Consider the following 17,358-nt stretch of genomic DNA (forward strand, 5'->3'; position numbering starts at 1 on the left):
GCTTGTCCCTTCTTCGGTGGACTGGTCTTCGGGGAGTGGTTCGGCCGGGTCAGGTGGGCGAGCCGGATCCGGCGAAGCGGCCTCGGCTCGGCACCCGCAGATCGGGGGTGACCATCGCGGGATGCGCGCTCTGGATCAGCTCTCTGATGCGGTCCGGAGTCGGGTCGGGATGCAGGCGCACATCACCCAGGAATTCCATGCGCTTCAGCCCCTGCGGATCGAAGGCGTGGTGGATTCCCTCGAACTCCAATGGCGCGATCCCGTATATCCGGCACAGCAGGCGGTTGAAGACCGGAGTCACCTTGACCCATCGGCCGTCGAGCTGGATCTCGACGTACCAGTGCAGGAACACCTCCCCGCCGACCAGCGCGGTGAGCTCCGGTGAGGACAGATGGTTGCGGACCAGGCTTGAGGCCAGCCGTGACGGCACCCCGAGGCGCCGGACCGCGGTCGCGTACAGGATCGACTTGTGCAGGCAGAAGCCGCGCCCGGCTTCGAGCACCGCGCTGCCCGCCAGATCCGCGTCGCGCAGGCCGGTATCGAAGACCTCGTAGTCGATGCCGTCGCGGACCGCGTAGAACAGGGCCCGGCACTGCTCGCGGACATCGGCACCGGCCGCACCACGCGTACCGCCGGCACTGCCCGGCGCCACCTCGGCGACGAACTCCACGATCCGCGGCGACTCATGATCGAGCACCGGCGTGGCCCGTAGCGTGAACTCGATCTCCGATTCGGCTTCGGGCTCTTCATCAACTCCGGACTCTGATGTGAATTCGGTCTGAGATATCGCGTTCATGGCCTCACCGCCCCGTCTTCCGGGTCCGCAGCCCCAGCAGCGCCGCCAGCCGGTCCCGCTGGATCTCGCTGCTGCCGGAGTAGATGGTCGCCGCGACGTTGTCCCGCAGCTCCTTCTCCACGCCGTACTCGCTCATGTAGCCGGCGCCGCCGAACAGCTGCACCGCCGCCGACGCCGAGGCCACCGCCGCCTCGCTGGCGACCAGCTTGGTGATGGCGATGTCCAGGGCCACGTCCTGATGGCCGGTGAGCGCCGCCGCGGTGTGCTCCAGCCACATCCGGCTGGTCTCGTAGCCGATCTTCAGATCGGCGATCCGGTGCGAGACCGCCTGGTTGGCGGCGATCGGCGCACCGAACTGCTCGCGGGAGTTGGCGTGGCCGATGACCCGCTCCAGACGGCCGGCCATCTGCCCGACCGTCGCGGCGAACGAGTACAGGATCTCCCGCTTCATCACGTAGTCCAGGACCAGCAGGCCGCCGCCCTCGTAGCCGAGGAGGTGGCCGGCCGGGACCCGGACGTCGTCGAGGAAGAGCTCGCACATCGGCGACGTGCGCAGCCCCATCTTCGAGATCGGGGCGCCCCGGACGACGCCGGCGGCGTCCGTGGGCACCAGGAACGGCGACAGCGCGGTCGCGCCGGAGCCGGTTTTCGCGTAGACGACGATCACGTCGGCGATCGGGCCGTTGGAGACGTAGGCCTTCGCGCCGGAGAGCACGTAGTGGTCCCCGTCGCGGCGGGCGGTCGTCCGCATCGCCAGCGCGTCCGATCCGCCGCCGCTCTCGGTGATGGCGTGCGCGCCGATCAGCTCGCCGGCGCACACGCCGGGCAGGTACCGCTCCTTCAGCTCCGCCGACCCGAAGCGGGCCAGCGGAGTGCCGGTGCTGGCCAGTTGGGTGGTGGCGCTGAACACGAGGCCGGCGTCCAGACAGTGCTCGCCGAGCGACCGCAGGACACTGACGGTCTCAGCGATGTCCAGACCCGCACCCCCGTACTCGGTCGGGAACGGCAGGCCGAACAGCCCGACCTCGCCGAGCCGCCGCCACTTGTCGGGGCGGAAGCGGTGGTCGCGGTCGTCGTCGAGGTGCCCGTCGCTCAGCTCGGCGCCCAGGTGGGCGATCAGGTCGGCGAACGCGGTGCGCTCGTGCGTGGTCGCCGTCATCATCGGATCCCTTCTCGCGGCCTCGTCCAACGGCCGCCTCTCAGTAGCTCAGTAGGCGGAGAAGCCGTCCGGGCTCAGGCGGTGCTGCTCGTCGCCCCGGATCGGGGGGTTGAAGACGCTGATGAGCTCCAGGTCGCCGTGCTCGGCGGCGCGCAGGATGTGCGCGTCGTTCTGGTCCAGGGCGTAGAGCACACCGGGCACGAGCTTGTGGCGCAGCTCGCCGTCGGCGCTGACCACCTCGCCCTCGCCCGAGATGCAGTAGCAGGCCTCGATGTGGTTCCGGTACTGCAGGCGCGATTCCGAACCGGCGCGCACCACGGTGTGCGCCACGGCGAATCCGACGCCGTCGGCGGCTATCAGGAGACGGTGACTGCGGCCGTTGCCCCAGTCGACGGCGTCGACGGAGTCCTTCTCGCGGATGATCATGTTTGCCGGGCTTTCTCGGTCAGGGCTATCGGGATGGGGCTTGCGTGTGGGCTTCTATGAACTCGGCGATCGCGTCGATGCTGCGCAGTCGCTGCGGATCAAGGTCGAGCTCCTCGATCGGCAGCGCGAAGCGGCGGCCGATCCAGGACAACAGGGAGACCAGGGTCAGGCTGTCCAGGACTCCGCCTTCGAGCAGGTCGTAGTCGGACGGGATGTGGTCGGCGTCGGGGGCATGGGTGGTGACGAGGTGGTCGTGGACGACGGCGGCGACACTCGTTGCGGTGGTCACGGAGCGGCTCCTTCGGTGAGCAGGGCACGGATCCTGGCCCGGTCGGGCTTGCCGGTGGAGGTGCGCGGCAGGTCCAGGGAGAGCAGGTGGTAGCGGCTGGGCACCGCGGCGGCGGCCAGCCGCCGGCGACAGTGCCCGCGCAGCGCGAGGGTGTCGAGCGCGGCGGTGGGGCGGTCGGGGTTTCCAGCGGTGGCGGAGCCGTCGGTAGTGCCGGGGCCGGTTTCGGTGTCGTTGCCAGGGCCGGGGCTGTCGGATCGGTCGGCGCTGCCGGACCGGTCGGACCGGTCGGCCGAGCGCGGCAGCACAGCGGCGTGCAGCACCTGGCCGGCCACCGCGTCCGGCACCGTGAACACCACGGCCTCGGCCACGTCGGGGTGGTCGGCGAGCACCCGCTCGACCTCGGCCAGGCTGGTCCGGACGCCGTTCACCTTCACGATGCGGCTGATGCGGTCGACGAGGTGGTGCACGCCGTCCGCGGTGCGGCGCACGATGTCGCCGGTCCGGTAGAAGACCCGGTCGGAGTCCGGCAGCCGCACGAACGGTGAAGACTGCGGATCCTCCTCGGGATCTCCCTGACGCAGGTACCCCGGGGTCTGGAACGGCGTGCTCACCAGGAGCTCGCCTTCGGCGTACCCCTCGCTGGTGGTCGTTCGCGTGCCGCGGTCCTGGATCCTGGCCTCGACGCCGGGCAGCGGACGGCCGATCGGGACCCGCCCGGCGTCGATGTCCGCCTGGACCACCCGGTGCCGGAAGCTGTCGTTGGTCTCGGTGCAGCCGTACAGGTTCCACACCTCGGCTCGGGGAAAGGTGCGGCGCAGCCAGGACCAGTGCTCGACCGGGAAGCTCTCGCCGGTCAGGATCAGGTGCCGGACCAGCGGCTGCGGCGGCAGATCGGCCGTGGCCAGCAGGCGGACCAGCAGCGGGACCGCCTGCACGACCTCAGGGCTCTGCTCGACCAGGATCCGGGCGATCCGGTCGGCGCGGGCGGCGTCGTCGGGCCGGACCAGGACGGTGGTGCCGCCGTGGATCAGCGTGCCCCACACGTCGAGCAGCGACAGGTCGAAGTTCAGCGGCGCGTAACTCAGGACCCGGACACCCGGGCCGATGCCGAACGCGTCGGCGGCCCAGCCGGCGAAGCGCTCCAGCGCCGGCGAGGGCAGCGGCACGAGCTTGGGGACGCCGGTCGAGCCGGACGTGCTCAGGATCAGGGCGGCGCGGCGGTCCGAGGCGCGGTGTGACTGGCGCACGACGGTCGCGCGCAGCGACTCGGCGTTCCGCTCGTCGGCCTGGACCGTGTAGTCGGCAGCGGCCCGGCCCAGCAGATCGGCCTGCAGCTCCGAGCCCAGCCCGCGCGGCGGGATGAACACGGTCGCGCCGGTCTCGGCCAGCGCGAGCGTCGCGGCCACGGCGTGCGCGGACTTGTCCGCCAGCAGCGCGACGGTCTGCCCGGGCCGCACGCCGTCCCGCTCGAACACGCCGCGGTGCGCGGCCACCTGCTCGGCGAGGTCGGCGTAGCTCCAGGTGCGCGTACCGTCGACGACCGCCGCCGCCCGGTCCCGCCGGGCACTGATCGCGACTTCCCACATGGCTGCCTCCCGCCGATGAATCCGTTCACTGATTCGCTTCGGATAGATCGTCTCGGCGTCGGCTACCGTCCGGCGACCGTGCCGCTACCGTCCCGGGACCGCCGGGCGCCGCTGAGCGAAACGCCCGCTGCCTCAGCGCTACTCCTCGGCTACCCTGGATGATCGAGAGCCGGTGTTCGGGGGTAGGCCGTGGTAGACCCGCCGAAGACCGGGCATGTCTATCGAGTTGAGGGGGAATCGTGGGCACGCCCGATCTCGACATCTGGATCCTCGGCCCGCTACGCATCCGCCTCGGCGGCCGCGAGTCGACGCTGCGCGGCACCCGCGTCTGCCGCCTCGCCGCGCTGCTGAGCGTGAACGCCGACGCGGTGGTGCCGTACGAGCGGATCGTGGACGTGCTGTGGGACGACCCGCCGGAATCGGCCCGCCAGCAGGTGCACAACGTGGTCGGCACCCTCCGCCGCGCCCTGGGCGGCGGCCTGGTCGCCACCGAGGGCGCGGGCTACCGCCTGGCGGTCCCGCAGTCGGCGGTGGACGCCTACCGCTTCCAGGCCGCGACCGCCGAAGCCCGCCAAGCCCTGGCCGCAGGCCACGACGAACAGGCACTCAGCACCCTGAACAAGGGCCTGGCCCTCTGGCGCGGCCCGGCCCTGACCGGCCTGCGGGACTCCCGCCTGGCCAACGCCGCAGCCGTCCTGGACGAGCAGCGCCTCGACGCGGTCGAAGCCGCGACCGCCATCCGCCTCCGCCTCGGCGAAGCAGCAGCCACCCTCGGAGAACTGACCGCCCTGGTCGACGAACACCCCTTCCGCGAATCCCTGCGAGCCCTCCTGATGCGCGCCCTCCACGCCTCCGGCCGCCAGGCCGACGCACTGACGGTGTACGAACAGGGCCGCCGGATGCTGGCCGACGAACTCGGCCTGGACCCCGGGCCGCAGCTTCGCCGCGCGCACGAGGGAGTGCTGCGCGGCGACGCGGCGGAGCCGGGTGAGGCGGCAGACGGGGAGTCGCGGGAGTTGGTGCCGGTCGGGCGGGCACGGCCTGCGCCTGAAACGTTGCAGCAGCCTGCACCAGGCCAGAAACCTGGCCAGAAACCGCAAAGCGCGCCCGAGCCGCAGCTGGCCGCTATCGCAGCCGACCAACGACCGATGCCCGCGCACTTGCCGCAGCCAGCCGGGACTACGCCTGATCCGGGACCGCGGCCCGGTTCTGAGCAGCAGCCTTCTGAGTCCGGATCGTGGCCGCTGTCCGCGCCCGCTCCAGTGACCGCGCCGCCAGCACCCACCACTCCCGACCTCCGACCATGGTCTGGTGTCGAGCAGCGGCGCTCGCCGACCACTTCCCCGCTCGCCCTCGCCGATCCGACCTGGCCCGCTCACGATCCGCTGGTCCGCGCCGTCGAAGCATTACCCCTCCCGGTCCTCCAGACCGCCACCCCCGTCCCCGCGCCCCGCGTCGACCGTTCCTTCCTGCCCCGCGACCTCGCCGAGTTCATCGGCCGCGAGCGCCAGATCCGGGACCTGGTCGCGCAGGCCCGGGCCGGCGGTCCCGCGCCGCAGGTCGCTGTGATCGACGGGATGGGCGGCGTCGGGAAGTCGACGCTCGCCGTGCACGTCGCGCACCGCCTGGCCCCGCTCTTCCCCGACGGCCACTACTTCGTCGACCTGTCCGGTTTCTGCGCCGTCACTGAACCGGTCGAGCCGGCGCAGGCGCTCGAAGCGTTGTTGCGTGCCAGCGGCCTCGCTCCGGAGACGCTGCCCGAGGGCTTGGACGAGCGCAGCGCGCTGTGGCGGGCCCGGCTGTCCGGCCGCCGTGCTCTGGTGCTCCTGGACAACGCGCGCGACGCCGCCCAGATCAGGCCCCTGCTTCCCGGCTCCGGCGAGACCTTCGTCCTGATCACCAGCCGCCGCCGGATGCCCTCGCTGGAGGGTGCCGTGCCGATCCCGCTGCAGGTGATGAACCCCGGCTCGGCCATCGCGCTGTTCAGCCGCATCATCGGCACCGACCGCGCCCGCGCCGAGCCGGAGGCGGTGGCCTCGGCCGTGGAGCTCTGCGGCCGCCTCCCGCTGGCGATCCAGGTCGCCGCCGCCCGCCTCCGGGACCGCGCCACCTGGCCGGTGGAGCGCGTCACCGAGCAGCTCGCCGGGCACCGCACCCGCTTCCTGGTCGCCGGCGACCGCGACGTCACCGCCATCCTCGCCTGGTCCTACCACCAGCTCCTGCCACTGCCCAAGCGCCTGTTCCGGCTCCTGAGCCTGCACCCGGGACCCGACTTCGACGCACACTCCGCCGCCGCCCTCACCGGCGCGCCCCTGCCCGACGCCGAATCAGCCCTGGAATGCCTCTTCGAGGCCAACCTCCTGCAGGAGCGCGCCCCCGGCCGCTACCACCTCCACGACCTCGTCCACGACGTCGCCGCCGAACTCCAAAGCGCCGACGGCGAAGCGGACGAGACCCTGCACGCCTCCGAGCGCCTCATCGACTACTACCTGCGCACCGCGACCCAATGGTGCGCGATCCTCGACTCCGGCCAGGCCCAAGCCCAGGCCCCAACCCCCGCGCGGTCGCAGGACCCGTATACGAAGCGCGCCAAGAACCCCGAGCACGCCGAACGCCTCCTGGAGACCGAGCTCGGCAACCTCGTCGCGGTCCGCCGCCTGGCCATGGCACTCGGCTGGCGAGAGCGGGCCGAAGAGCTGGCGCGCGTGCTCAGTCCCCACTTCGGGCCGGTGTGAGCCGGTGTGAGCTGCCGTGATCAGTACGCGCACAACGTCCCGGCCGCCGGCAGCGTCCGATCGATGAGGTAGCTGTTGGCATTGCTCGCCGCGCACGGGCTGGTGATGTAGGTGCTGTAGTCGTCGCCCTCGATCGACAGCACACTCGATCCCGGCAGCTGGGCCGCCAGCCCGAAGGCCCAGGAGTACGCGGACAGCGTCTGGTGCGTCGACTCCAGGATCAACGCCGGCGGCGCGTGCTTGACCGGGCTCGTCGGCGCCGTGCCGTGCGCGGCGACAGGCCAGCCCAGGCACCCGGTCATGTTCGTCCACGACTGCACCAGGCCGCCCAGATGCGGCGAGGTCTGACGCGCCAGCATCTCCAACTGCGCGAGCCCGGCGTACGTGGTGGCCGCCGGCGGCTGGTCCAGGCAGGCGGAGACCTGCAGCTGCGTGTGGTCGAGAGTCTTGTCGACGTCGTGGGTGAACGCGGTGGCGTCGCCGGCCAGCGCCTGCTGGATCGCGGTGCCGAGCGTGGACCAGGCCACCGACTTGATGACGAGGAAGTCCTGGGTCGCGGCCTGGATGTCCTGCCCGGTCAGGGTCTGGCCGGTCCCCTTGACGACGATCGGCGTGCGGTCGGCCTTCGCGACGAGCTGGTCATAGACGGCGGCGACGTCCTGGCCGTGCAACGCGCAGCCGGCAGTGTCGTGACACCAGCCGGCGAAGCGGTCGAAGGCCTGCTCCGCGGTGGCCATCTCGGTGGCCAGCCGCTCGGTCGGAGGCAGGGCGTCGTCGAGCGCGGTGTCGAGCAGCATCGTGCGCAGGCGGCCGGGGAACATCTGGGCGTAGGTGCGGCCGAGCAGATCGCTGTATTGGATGCCGTACCAGTTGAGCTGGGTCTCGTGCAGGCCGACGCGCAGCCGCTCGAAGTCGCGCGCGGTGCCGGCCATGTCCATGTGGGTCAGCAGCGGACCGTTGGTCTTCAGGCAGTCGGCGGCGAAGGCCTGGTTGTTGGCGACCAAGGCGTCGAACTGCGCTTGGCTGGCGGGCAGGTCGGTGATCCCGGAGGCCTTGGCGGGCCGCGTGCAGTGGATGCCCTGGCTGTGGCCGACGCCGCGCGGATCCATGGCGATGACGTCGAACCGCCGGCCCATCGGCGTCTGGGCCAGCCCGAAGCGCAGCGCGTAGCGGAACTGCTCGATGCTGGATCCGCCGGCGCCGTCGTTGAGGACCAGCGCGCCGACGCGGTGCGCGCTGTCCGACGCGCGGTGCCGCACCATCGACAGCGAGACCTGCGGCCCGCCGGGGTGCGCGTAGTCGACGGGAACCTTCATGGTCCCGCAGTCCATGCCGGCGAAGTCCGGGTCGGTGCACGGCTGCCACACGATGCCGGCCGTCGGGTTCGACCGGTCCGCCGAGGCGGGCAAAGCCGACAAAGCAGGCAAGGCGGAGGCGGCCGCCGAGGTCGAGGAGTTGGCGGCCGCGGCAGTCGGGATCGCGACGGCCGCCACCGCCGTCGCGGCGGCTGCCAGCGCGATGTACCTGCGCGGCCTGCGGATGTCGGTGGCGCGGGGGAAGAGTCTCATCGTTCTTTCTCTCTGTCGCTACTGAATGTGTGACTGGTCAGTCAATCCTGACCGCAAAAGAAAGCCGGGCTGGCGGCCCGGCGCGAAACGCTCCTGTCCAGGTGGTCACTCCTCCGGGGAGTAGAAGAAGAGTGAGCCGACCAGGGTCTTGGCCCACGCGGCGTCCAGCAGCTGGGCGTCCAGGGCCAGAATCTGGTGGCTGAGCGCGCCGATCGCCATGAACTGCTGCACCTGCTCCGGCGTCCCGCCGGTGACCGAGCGCACGAACTCGATCTCGCGGTCCGCGCCCCGTCGCAGTGCCTCCTTGACGGCCGGCACGTCGCACGCGCTCTGTCCGTGCAGCTGCACCATCAGCAGGTGGCGGTCGCGCATGAGGTCGGCATAGGCCATGCCCAACGCCTGGAACAGCTCCTCGACCCCGCCCGACGTCTCGGCCACGGCACGGCGGAACCGGGCCAGGATCTGGTCGACGCCATGGTCCAGGACCGCGACGAACAGGTCTTCCTTGGTCGGGAAGAGCCGGAAGACGTACGACGTCGAGATCCCGGCGCGCTTGGCGACCTCGGAGGTCGGCGTCCCGTAGTATCCGCGCTCAGCGAAGACGGGGATGGCCGCCTGCAGGACCTCCTCGCGGCGGGCCTCCGCGGTCGACAACCGTCGCCGGGATCGGGGGGCGTCGTCTTCCATGGAGGTGAGTGTTCACTCACTCACTCCGCAAGTCAAGCCAGCCGCAGCACCAGCGCCCCGGCGATGATCGCGGCGAACGCGACCACCTTCGGTGCGGTGATCTTCTCCTTGTAGATCACCGATCCCAGCACCACGGTCCCGATCGACCCGGTGCCGGTCCAGATGGTGTACCCGACGCTCACGTCCAGCGTGCGCAGCGCCAGGCTAAGCGTGAAGATGCCGCCGGCGGCGGCCAGCAGCGTGAACACCGACGGCCACAGGCGGGTGAATCCGTGTGTGGCGTTGGTGCCCAAGGCGAACGCGACCTCGAAGACCGAGGCGATGAGCAGGTAGGTCCAGGCCATGATGTTGCTCCTTGCTCAGGCCGCAGCCAGTTTGTCGGCGATCTTCAACCCCAGCACTCCGCCGATGATCAGCCCGAACGCCACCACCTTCGCCGGCGTCACCGCCTCGTGGAACAGCGCGGTCCCGAACACGACGGTCCCCACCGACCCGATCCCGGTCCACACCGTGTAGCCGACCCCGACGTCCAGGGTCTTCAGCGCCAGGCTCAGGAAGAAGATCCCGCCCCCGGCCGCGGCGATCGTCAGCAGGGACGGGGCGAGCACGGTGAACCCGTGCGTGGCGTCGGTCGCGAGCGCGAACACGACCTCGAAGACGGACGCGACGAGCAAGTAGGCCCAGGCCATCGGAATGAATCCCCTCCACTTTTGTTACATGTACATGCAAGTTCTTGGTCGACAAAAAGCATGCACGTACAACTAAAGTGGTGTCAAGCAGCCGGCCCGAGGAGTGAACCCATGCCATCGCAGGTGAAAACCGCGAAGCCCAGCTCAGACGCCCATACGTGGAACCGCCTGCTGATCCTGCACGCGCACGTCGAGGGCAAGCTGGCCGCCGTCCTGCAACGCCGCCACGGCCTCGGCCTGTCCGAATACCGCGCCCTGGGCTTCCTCGACGAGGCCGAGCGAAGCGAGCTGCGCATGACCGAACTGGCCGACCGCCTCGGCCTGAACCAGAGCTCGGTCACCCGCCTGGTCGGCCGCCTCAACACCGCCGAGTTCACGTACCGCGACCTGTGTCCGGACGACAAACGCGGCGCCTACACCGTCCTCACCGACGCCGGCCGCACACGCTACCGCGAGGCGCGCGCCACCTACGACGCCACGCTCAGCGCTGCCCTCGACGAACTCGCCGCCGCCGATCCGGGCCACGCGACGATCGTCGCGGCCGCTCGGAGCGCCGCGTAATACCGCGCGTTACTGCGGCGTACGCTCCTCGACGTACCCGCGAAGTCCGACTTCGAGCCGATGACGAAGCAGTTCACCGAAAGCGACGATCTCACCATGGCGACGGATGAACTGGGTCTTGAAGGCGTGGACGGTGCTGAAGACCTCGCGGAGGAGCAGCGCGACACGGTGCACATGCCACGCCGCCCTTGGCACCGTCGCGTCCTGCGTCGGGCGGCAAAAACGGTCGCCGTCATCTTCGTGACGCTGACCATGCTCTCCGTCCCCTACAACGCCTACACCGCAGGCACGGTCGCCCCACCTCCGGGCCTGTCCTACATCACCGCCGACGGCATCCACACCCGTTACGAGACCTGGGGTACCAGCGGCTCGCCGATCGTCCTCGTCCACGGCGCCTTCGAGGACTCGGACACCTGGCAGAACCTGGCCACGCTGCTGGCACAGGACCACCGCGTCTACGCCCTGGACCTCACCGGCTCCGGCTACAGCCAGCGCGTCTCGCCCTACACTCCGCAGCACATGGCCGCCCAACTCACCGGCCTGGTCGCCGCCCTGCACATCGACCGCCCGGTCCTGGTCTCGCACTCCAGCGGCGCGGCCGTCGCCGCCGAAGCGGTGCTGGAATCGCCCCAGACCTACAGCGGCCTGATGTTCCTCGACGGCGACGGCCTCCCCATCCCGAGCCCCGGCGTCACCTGGATCCTGGGCCCGCTGCGCACCTCCGTCCTGCACCTGGTGCTGCGCTCCGACTGGGCCATCCGCACGATCTACGCCTCGGAATGCGGACCGTCGTGTCCGCGCCTCGACGCCGCCGGCGTGGAGCGGTTCCGTCGGCCCTATCAGGTGGCCGGCGCCGAACAAGGACTCTGGGACACCCTCGACACCGTCGGCGGACCGGGACTCCCTGCCTCACGGCTGTCCCAACTGAAGCAGTTGTGCCTACCCAAGGCGGTCACCTTCGGGGCCCAGGACTCCATGTTCGCGGCCGACGCGCCCGAGAGCGTCGCCGCGAACATCGGGGCGCCGGCGCCGACCGTCGTCCCAGGCGCCCACCACCTGTCCCTGACCTCGCATCCGGCCCAGGTGGCGGCATCGGTCGAAGCGCTGGTGGCCCGAGCCGCACCCGGCTGTTGAGTCCCCACGAGACAACAGCCGGGTGCGGAGCCATCCGGGATCAGCTCACTGTGATCGCGTCCAGGTCCGGTGCGTAGGCCGTGTCGTTGTGGAACTTGATCGTGTTGGTCCCGGCGTTGAGCTGCACCGTCACGCTCGCGGTGGCCGGGGTGGCGAAGCTGGTGCCGCTCAGGTTCTCCACGATGTCCGGCCCGCCGTTGACGCTGATCGAGAAGCTGCGGGTGCCGTTGACCAGATACGCGACCGTGAGTGTGTGGCTCCCGGCTGACGGCTCGGTGATGCCGTTGACCGTCACGTAGTTCGCCGCGCCGTTACCGATGTACCCGACCTTGTTGCCGCCGGAGCAGGCCGCGCACGTGGCGACCCGCGCGGCCCCGGCGATGGTGTTGCCCGACGCCTCGGCCTCGATCGTGACGCTGCCGCCGCCGCTGCCCCCGGGCACCGCCCTGATCAGCTTCACCGCGCCGGGACCGAGCGTCACGCTGTACGTGCCGCTGATGGTGCCCAGCGAGGCCCCGCTCCACAGGTCGGTCGCGGTGGCGCTGCCGGACATGCCGGCGGCTGACAGCGGCACGCTCACCGTGGTCGATCCGGTGTTGCTGGAGTTGAACAGGCCGATGACGACGCCGCCGTCCTTCTCCTTCTTGCTGTACACCTGCTGGTTGCCGTTGTTCACGATGCGCGAGGCATCGATCGCGTCCTGGTCGACAGCCAGGACGCGACCGTTCTTCAGGTAGCCGAGCTCGGTCGCGTTCAGTTTCGTCAGATCGGTGCCCAGGATCAGCGGGCTCGCGCCCAGTGCCCACAGGCTCATCTGGGACTGTTGCTCGGCGTCGGTGAGGCCGGTCGACGAGCCGTTGCCGACCTCCAGGGAGTCGTAGTCGTTGAACGCGCCGGGCCCGCCGTCCGGCTGCCACGAGGCGACCTGCCCGAACCGGCTCTGCACATGGGCCCAGTCGGTGAGCGTCCCGGCCGTGGTGCAGCTGCTGTAGCACTCGATGTCGCCGCTGGTGCGCCAGCCGTTGGCGTACTGCTGCCAGGTCGAGGCGCTGCCGATGGCCAGGTTGTTGGACAGCTCCAGCTGGATCGGGCGTCCGGTCTGCACGAGGGCCTTGGACCAGGCCTGGATGTCGGGGACGTCGGAGGTGCCGACGCCGTCGATCTTCACGTAGTCGACACCCCAGGCCGCGAACTCGTCGGCCCAGGAGTTGATGAACGCCTGCGCCCCGGGCTTGGTGTAGTCGATGCCTACCATGCCCTTGCAGTTGTAGTTCTTCTCCGCGGTCGTGGTGGCGATGTCCTGCACGTGGTACGACGTGCCGAGGATCGCGCTGTTCTGCGCGACGGCCTGCTTGGAGACGCCGGGTGTGACGTAGAGGCCGAACTGCAGGCCGTCGGCGTGGACGTGGTCGGCGACCGCGTTGATGCCGTTGGTGGTGCCGGACGGCGGGAACTTCGTGGCGTCGGTGACCCAGCGGCCGTTCGCGTCGACGTTCGGGCCCTGACTCCCCGGGCACTGGTACCAGAAGTCGTCGACGTTGACGTACTGGAAGCCGGCCGCGGCCAGTCCGGAGGACTTCATGGCGTCGGCCTGGGCGTCGATCTTCGCGGCGGTCGGGTCCTTGCGGACGGAGCTCCAGCTGGACCAGCCGAGCGCCGGGGTGAGGCCGACGCCGTTGTTCTCGGCGTGCGCCGGGGCGGCGGTGCTGAGCGGTGGGAGCAGGGCCGCCACCACCGCCAGGCCGACGGCCGCAGTCCACGCCTTGATCCCGGCTCTGTTCCCGGCTCGGTTGCTTCGCGGGCGTCGCCTCATCGTGACTCCTGCTAGTAAAGTTGGTTTACTCGGTTCGCAGCGCAAGCTACTGCGATTCCGGGGATGCGTAAAGGGTCGGATGAATGATCTCAACGTTCGATGATGGATTCGCAGAAAACCCTGTTGAACTCAAGTGATCTTCGACCACCGTTGCCGAAACCTCGGATGTTTGCTTGACTCCGCCGCATGACGAAGCGTTCTGTGCCGCTCGGTATCAGATCCTTGATCCGGATCCGGCTCACCATCACTGGATTGGCGACCATCTCCCTGCTCGGCGGCGCGGGCCTGACCGCGGTCGGTCGAGCCAGCACCGGTACCGGTACCGGCACCCCGGCGGCCGTCGTCGGCCAGGTCTACGTCTCACCGACCGGCAGCGACAGCAACCCGGGGACCGCGGCGGCGCCGGTCCAGACGATCGGTAAGGCGCAGACTCTGGTCCGCGCCCTGGACCAGAACATGACCGGCGACGTGCGGGTCGTCCTGGAAGACGGCTTCTACCGCATGAGCAGCCCGCTGACGCTCACCGCCGCCGACTCCGGCACCAACGGTCATAACGTGATCTGGACCGCGGACACCGGCGCGCGTCCCGTCCTGGCCGGGTCGGCTCAGGTCACCGGCTGGCAACCGATGAGTGCCGGGAGCCCGATCTGGGTCGCTCAGGCGCCGGCCGGGCTCCAGACGCGGCAGCTCTACGTCAACGGCGTCCGCGCGACGCGGGCGACCGGCGCGCTGCCCAACGCGCTGAGCGGGCAGAACTCCACCGGGTACAGCGGCGGCGGTTCGGCGATGGCCGCGTGGCGGAATCCCAGCGGGGCCAAGCCGCAGCTGGAGTTCGTGTACCGGGGCGGGCTGGGGGCGTGGACCGAGCCGCGGTGTCCGGTGGCGTCGTTCAGCGGCTCGGCCGTCGTCATGGCGCAGCCGTGCTGGACGAACTCGACGGCGCGTGCCGGGTCGTTCCCGGACGGCCGGGCCTACAACCTGGTCGGGCGCAGCTCCATCACCGAGCAGCCGACGAGTGTGGAGAACGCCTTCCAGTTCCTCGGCGCGAAGACCCCGGGGCAGTGGTTCCTCGACCAGGGTGACAGCAAGCTGTATTACGTTCCGCGCTCCGGCGAGACGATGAGCTCCGCCGATGTCGAGGCGCCGGTGTTGCAGAGTCTGGTCACCGGTGGCGGCACGGCCACGGCGCCGCTGCACAACGTGGTCTTCTCCGGGATCCAGTTCTCGTACGCCACCTGGCTGGGGCCGCAGTTTCATACGCAGGGGACCAGCGACGGCTTCTCCGAGATCCAGGCGAACTACCAGGTGACCGGGGCGAAGGGGGCGGCTTCGCAGGGGCTGTGCCATGTGCCGCCGTCGAGCTACAAGCTCGGGGCGTGTCCTTATGGGGCGTGGACTCAGATTCCGGGGAACGTGTCGCTGACGTACGACCAGAACGTTCAGTTCACCGGTGATGCGTTCGTGCACCTTGGTGCGGCTGGGCTGGCGCTTGGCGATGGCTCGCAGAACGACGTGGTCAAGGGTGATGTGGTCACCGACGTGTCGGGGAACGGGATTCAGCTCGGGAATGTGGACATGCCGACGGCTACGGGGGCGTCGCAGACCTCTGGTAACTCGGTCACTGACAATCACGTCTTCGATGTTCCGGTGGAGTTCCGGGGTGGTGTGGGGATCGATTCCGGATACACGGCGCATGACAGCGTCAGTCACAACCAGGTCGACCACACGCCGTATACCGCGATCTCGCAGGGGTGGGGTGGGTGGCCGGACAAGGAGAAGGAGGCGCCGCAGGCGAACTTCTCGCATGACAATGCCATCTCGAACAACCTCATCTTCGATCACATGAGTGTGCTGAACGACGGCGGTGCGATCTACACGCAGGGCATCACGGGCAGCTCGCTGGCCAACGGCGAGCACGTGTCGGGCAACGACATCCATGATCAGACCGGTAGTGGGCACGTCATCTACACGGACAACGGCTGCACGTTCGAGACCATTACGGGGAATGCGGTCTACAACGATCCGAAGGCTCAGGCGTGGGCTTCTCGGCACACCGACTATGCGCCGGGTGCGAGCACGACGTATGACCCGACGGATGTCGAGGGGAACTACTTCGAGAATCCCTCGGGGTACACCAGCGGCGGGGGCGTCACGGTCGCTAACAACACGACGATCAGTGGGGCGTCGCAGGTTCCTGCTTCTATTGCGGCTAATGCGGGGATCGAGTCTGGTTATCAGGGCGTGCTCGGGTGGACGCAGGCGCCTTTGCCGCCGGTTGGTGCGAAGGCTGTCGCTGGCGACGGCTATGTGTCTGCGGCGGTGCCGGGGTCGGTGTTGGTGCCGGGGCCGGTGCCGGGGCCGGGGTCTGCGGCGGGGCCGGTGCCGGTGACCGTGGCGGTGAATTCGGGCTCCGCTGGGTCTGTCGGGGCGGGTTTCGCAGGGTTCAGTTTTGAGAAGGACCGGGTCGGTGCCGGGATGTTCGACCCGCACAACACCAACCTCGTCAACCTGTTCCGGCTGTTGGGGCCCGGCTATCTGCGGGTCGGCGGGAACCTGGTCGACATCGTGAACTGGAACGCGGCCGGGGCCGGTGGGTCGGCGTCGGAGGTCGCGCCGGCGGACGTCACGAAGTTGGCAGCGTTCGCCAAGGCGGCCGGGTGGCGGGTGATCTACGGGATCAACCTCAAGACGAACACGCCTGCCAACGCGGCGTCGGAGGCGGCGTTCGCGGCGCATGCGTTGGGGAGCAGCCTTGTGGCGTTCGAGATCGGCAACGAGCCGAACGTCTACGACAGCGAGGCCGCGTACGAGGCGTCGTTCAACGCCTATGCCGCGGCGATCCGGGCCAAGGTCCCGCAGGCTGTGTTCGACGGGCCGGGTACCTACCGGCACGGTTCGTGGGACGCGCAGTTCGCGGCTGATGAGAAGGGCAAAGGCCTGGCCATGCTGTCGATGCACATGTACATCGGCAGCAACACCACGGCGTCGATCGCGGGGATGCTCGCCTCCAACCCGGGCAGCTTCGCGACCGACGAGGCGGCGATCGCCAACGCCAAGTCCGCGAACGGCATCCCGCGCTGGCGCATGACGGAGGCGAACTCGTACTTCCACGGCGGCGCCGCGGGCGTGAGCGACGTCGAGGCGGCGGCGCTGTGGTCACTGGACTTCATGGAGGGGCTCGCCGCGGAGGGCGGAGACGGCGTGAACTTCCATGGTGGGACGTCGTCGCAGTTCACGCTGAACTACTCGCCGATTGTCTTCAACGGCCTGACGCCGACCGGCGTTCAGGGGGTGTACTACGGCGCGCTGCTGTGGAGGCTTGCTGGGGCCGGGACGTTGCACACGGCTTCGGTGAGTGGGGGGAGTGGGGTGTCGGCGTGGGGGATCGGGGGCAACGTTGTGGTGGATAACAAGGGGGCGTCGGCGATTACGGCGAATGTTACGTTGGCGGGTTCGGGAGCGGGTGCGGGGGTGTCGGGGGAGGCGTATGTGCTGACCGCGCCTTCGCTTACGTCGAAGGCGGTCACCATCGGGGGTTCGACGGTCGGCGCCGATGGGGCATTCGCGCCGGTGCCGAAGGCGGTCGCGGTTCACGGGCGGCAGTTGACGGTGAGTTTGCCGGGTGGGAGTGCTGTGGTGGTGGTTGTGCGGTAGGGGTGGTTGCGGTTGCTGCTTCAGTTGCTGCTGCAGTCGTGGTCGTGGTTGTAAGTCTGGCTACGGTCGCGGCTGCGGCTGCGGCTGCGGTCGTGGTCGTGGTCGTGAGTCTGGCTGCGGTCGCGGTCGCGGCTGCGGTTGGTCTGGGGTCTACAGGCGATTTTTAGGCGCCTCTGACTTATGTGTGGGTTGTTTGGGTGGGGTTGCGCGCGTGCACGCCGTGTCCGATCTAGGGTTTTGGACTGTCTAAGGTTCAAAACG

The 17,358-nt window shown here is 69.7% G+C and carries 14 protein-coding genes; 4 read left to right on the forward strand and 10 right to left on the reverse strand.

The window, feature by feature from the left end:
* Nucleotides 1-49 precede the first annotated feature (49 nt).
* The 5 genes from ABH935_RS36020 to ABH935_RS36040 are packed head-to-tail and all read right to left on the reverse strand — an operon-like array spanning nucleotide 50 to nucleotide 4,256.
* Entirely contained in the window at nucleotides 50-796 is a 747-nt protein-coding gene (locus ABH935_RS36020) for a transglutaminase family protein (RefSeq protein WP_370382438.1), read from the reverse strand.
* 4 nt (nucleotides 797-800) lie between these two features.
* Entirely contained in the window at nucleotides 801-1,955 is a 1,155-nt protein-coding gene (locus ABH935_RS36025) for an acyl-CoA dehydrogenase family protein (RefSeq protein ID WP_370382439.1), read from the reverse strand.
* A gap of 48 nt (nucleotides 1,956-2,003) precedes the next feature.
* On the reverse strand, nucleotides 2,004-2,381 hold the full coding sequence (locus ABH935_RS36030; protein ID WP_194910589.1) for an ectoine synthase: 378 nt from the start codon (nucleotides 2,379-2,381) through the stop codon (nucleotides 2,004-2,006).
* A gap of 25 nt (nucleotides 2,382-2,406) precedes the next feature.
* Nucleotides 2,407-2,670: an acyl carrier protein gene (locus ABH935_RS36035; protein WP_370382440.1), complete on the reverse strand. Its 264-nt coding sequence runs from the start codon at nucleotides 2,668-2,670 to the stop codon at nucleotides 2,407-2,409.
* Nucleotides 2,667-4,256: an AMP-binding protein gene (locus ABH935_RS36040; RefSeq protein WP_370382441.1), complete on the reverse strand. Its 1,590-nt coding sequence runs from the start codon at nucleotides 4,254-4,256 to the stop codon at nucleotides 2,667-2,669. Before ABH935_RS36040 ends, ABH935_RS36035 begins: the two co-directional genes overlap by 4 nt.
* A 239-nt stretch (nucleotides 4,257-4,495) precedes the next feature.
* Here ABH935_RS36040 and ABH935_RS36045 point away from each other — a divergent pair, with 239 nt between their 5' ends.
* The gene (locus tag ABH935_RS36045; protein WP_370382442.1) at nucleotides 4,496-6,991 is read left to right on the forward strand and encodes a BTAD domain-containing putative transcriptional regulator; all 2,496 of its coding nucleotides are present in this window, start codon (nucleotides 4,496-4,498) and stop codon (nucleotides 6,989-6,991) included.
* Between the two features lie 20 nt (nucleotides 6,992-7,011).
* Here the strand turns inward: ABH935_RS36045 and ABH935_RS36050 are convergent, their stop codons facing one another.
* The 4 genes from ABH935_RS36050 to ABH935_RS36065 form a co-directional block, all read right to left on the reverse strand.
* A complete protein-coding gene (locus ABH935_RS36050) occupies nucleotides 7,012-8,559 on the reverse strand; it encodes an alpha/beta fold hydrolase (protein WP_370382443.1) in 1,548 nt (515 codons plus the stop codon).
* Between the two features lie 105 nt (nucleotides 8,560-8,664).
* Complete coding sequence (locus tag ABH935_RS36055; protein WP_370382444.1) at nucleotides 8,665-9,246, reverse strand: TetR/AcrR family transcriptional regulator; 582 nt, start codon at nucleotides 9,244-9,246, stop codon at nucleotides 8,665-8,667.
* Between the two features lie 32 nt (nucleotides 9,247-9,278).
* Nucleotides 9,279-9,590 (reverse strand): multidrug efflux SMR transporter, encoded by a 312-nt coding sequence (locus tag ABH935_RS36060; protein ID WP_370382445.1) that lies wholly within the window; start codon nucleotides 9,588-9,590, stop codon nucleotides 9,279-9,281.
* Nucleotides 9,591-9,605: 15 nt separating this feature from the next.
* Complete coding sequence (locus tag ABH935_RS36065; protein WP_370382446.1) at nucleotides 9,606-9,935, reverse strand: multidrug efflux SMR transporter; 330 nt, start codon at nucleotides 9,933-9,935, stop codon at nucleotides 9,606-9,608.
* A 111-nt stretch (nucleotides 9,936-10,046) separates the two neighbouring features.
* Between ABH935_RS36065 and ABH935_RS36070 the strand changes: the two genes are divergently transcribed.
* Together ABH935_RS36070 and ABH935_RS36075 are read left to right on the forward strand one after the other, a co-directional pair.
* Nucleotides 10,047-10,496 carry a MarR family winged helix-turn-helix transcriptional regulator gene (locus ABH935_RS36070; RefSeq protein WP_370382447.1) on the forward strand — a complete coding sequence of 150 codons (450 nt, stop codon included), beginning with the start codon at nucleotides 10,047-10,049 and terminating at the stop codon, nucleotides 10,494-10,496.
* A gap of 96 nt (nucleotides 10,497-10,592) precedes the next feature.
* Nucleotides 10,593-11,630, forward strand: coding sequence for an alpha/beta fold hydrolase (locus ABH935_RS36075; protein WP_370382448.1), 1,038 nt, complete (start codon nucleotides 10,593-10,595; stop codon nucleotides 11,628-11,630).
* Nucleotides 11,631-11,670: 40 nt separating this feature from the next.
* Here the strand turns inward: ABH935_RS36075 and ABH935_RS36080 are convergent, their stop codons facing one another.
* Nucleotides 11,671-13,443, reverse strand: coding sequence for an alpha-galactosidase (locus ABH935_RS36080; protein WP_370382449.1), 1,773 nt, complete (start codon nucleotides 13,441-13,443; stop codon nucleotides 11,671-11,673).
* 186 nt (nucleotides 13,444-13,629) lie between these two features.
* On the opposite strand from ABH935_RS36080, the gene ABH935_RS36085 reads away from it, so the two are divergent.
* On the forward strand, nucleotides 13,630-17,097 hold the full coding sequence (locus ABH935_RS36085; RefSeq protein ID WP_370382450.1) for a hypothetical protein: 3,468 nt from the start codon (nucleotides 13,630-13,632) through the stop codon (nucleotides 17,095-17,097).
* The last annotated feature ends 261 nt before the right edge of the window (nucleotides 17,098-17,358 follow it).

It is taken from the genome of Catenulispora sp. GAS73 (genome assembly GCF_041262085.1).
Classification (GTDB): Bacteria; Actinomycetota; Actinomycetes; order Streptomycetales; family Catenulisporaceae; genus Catenulispora.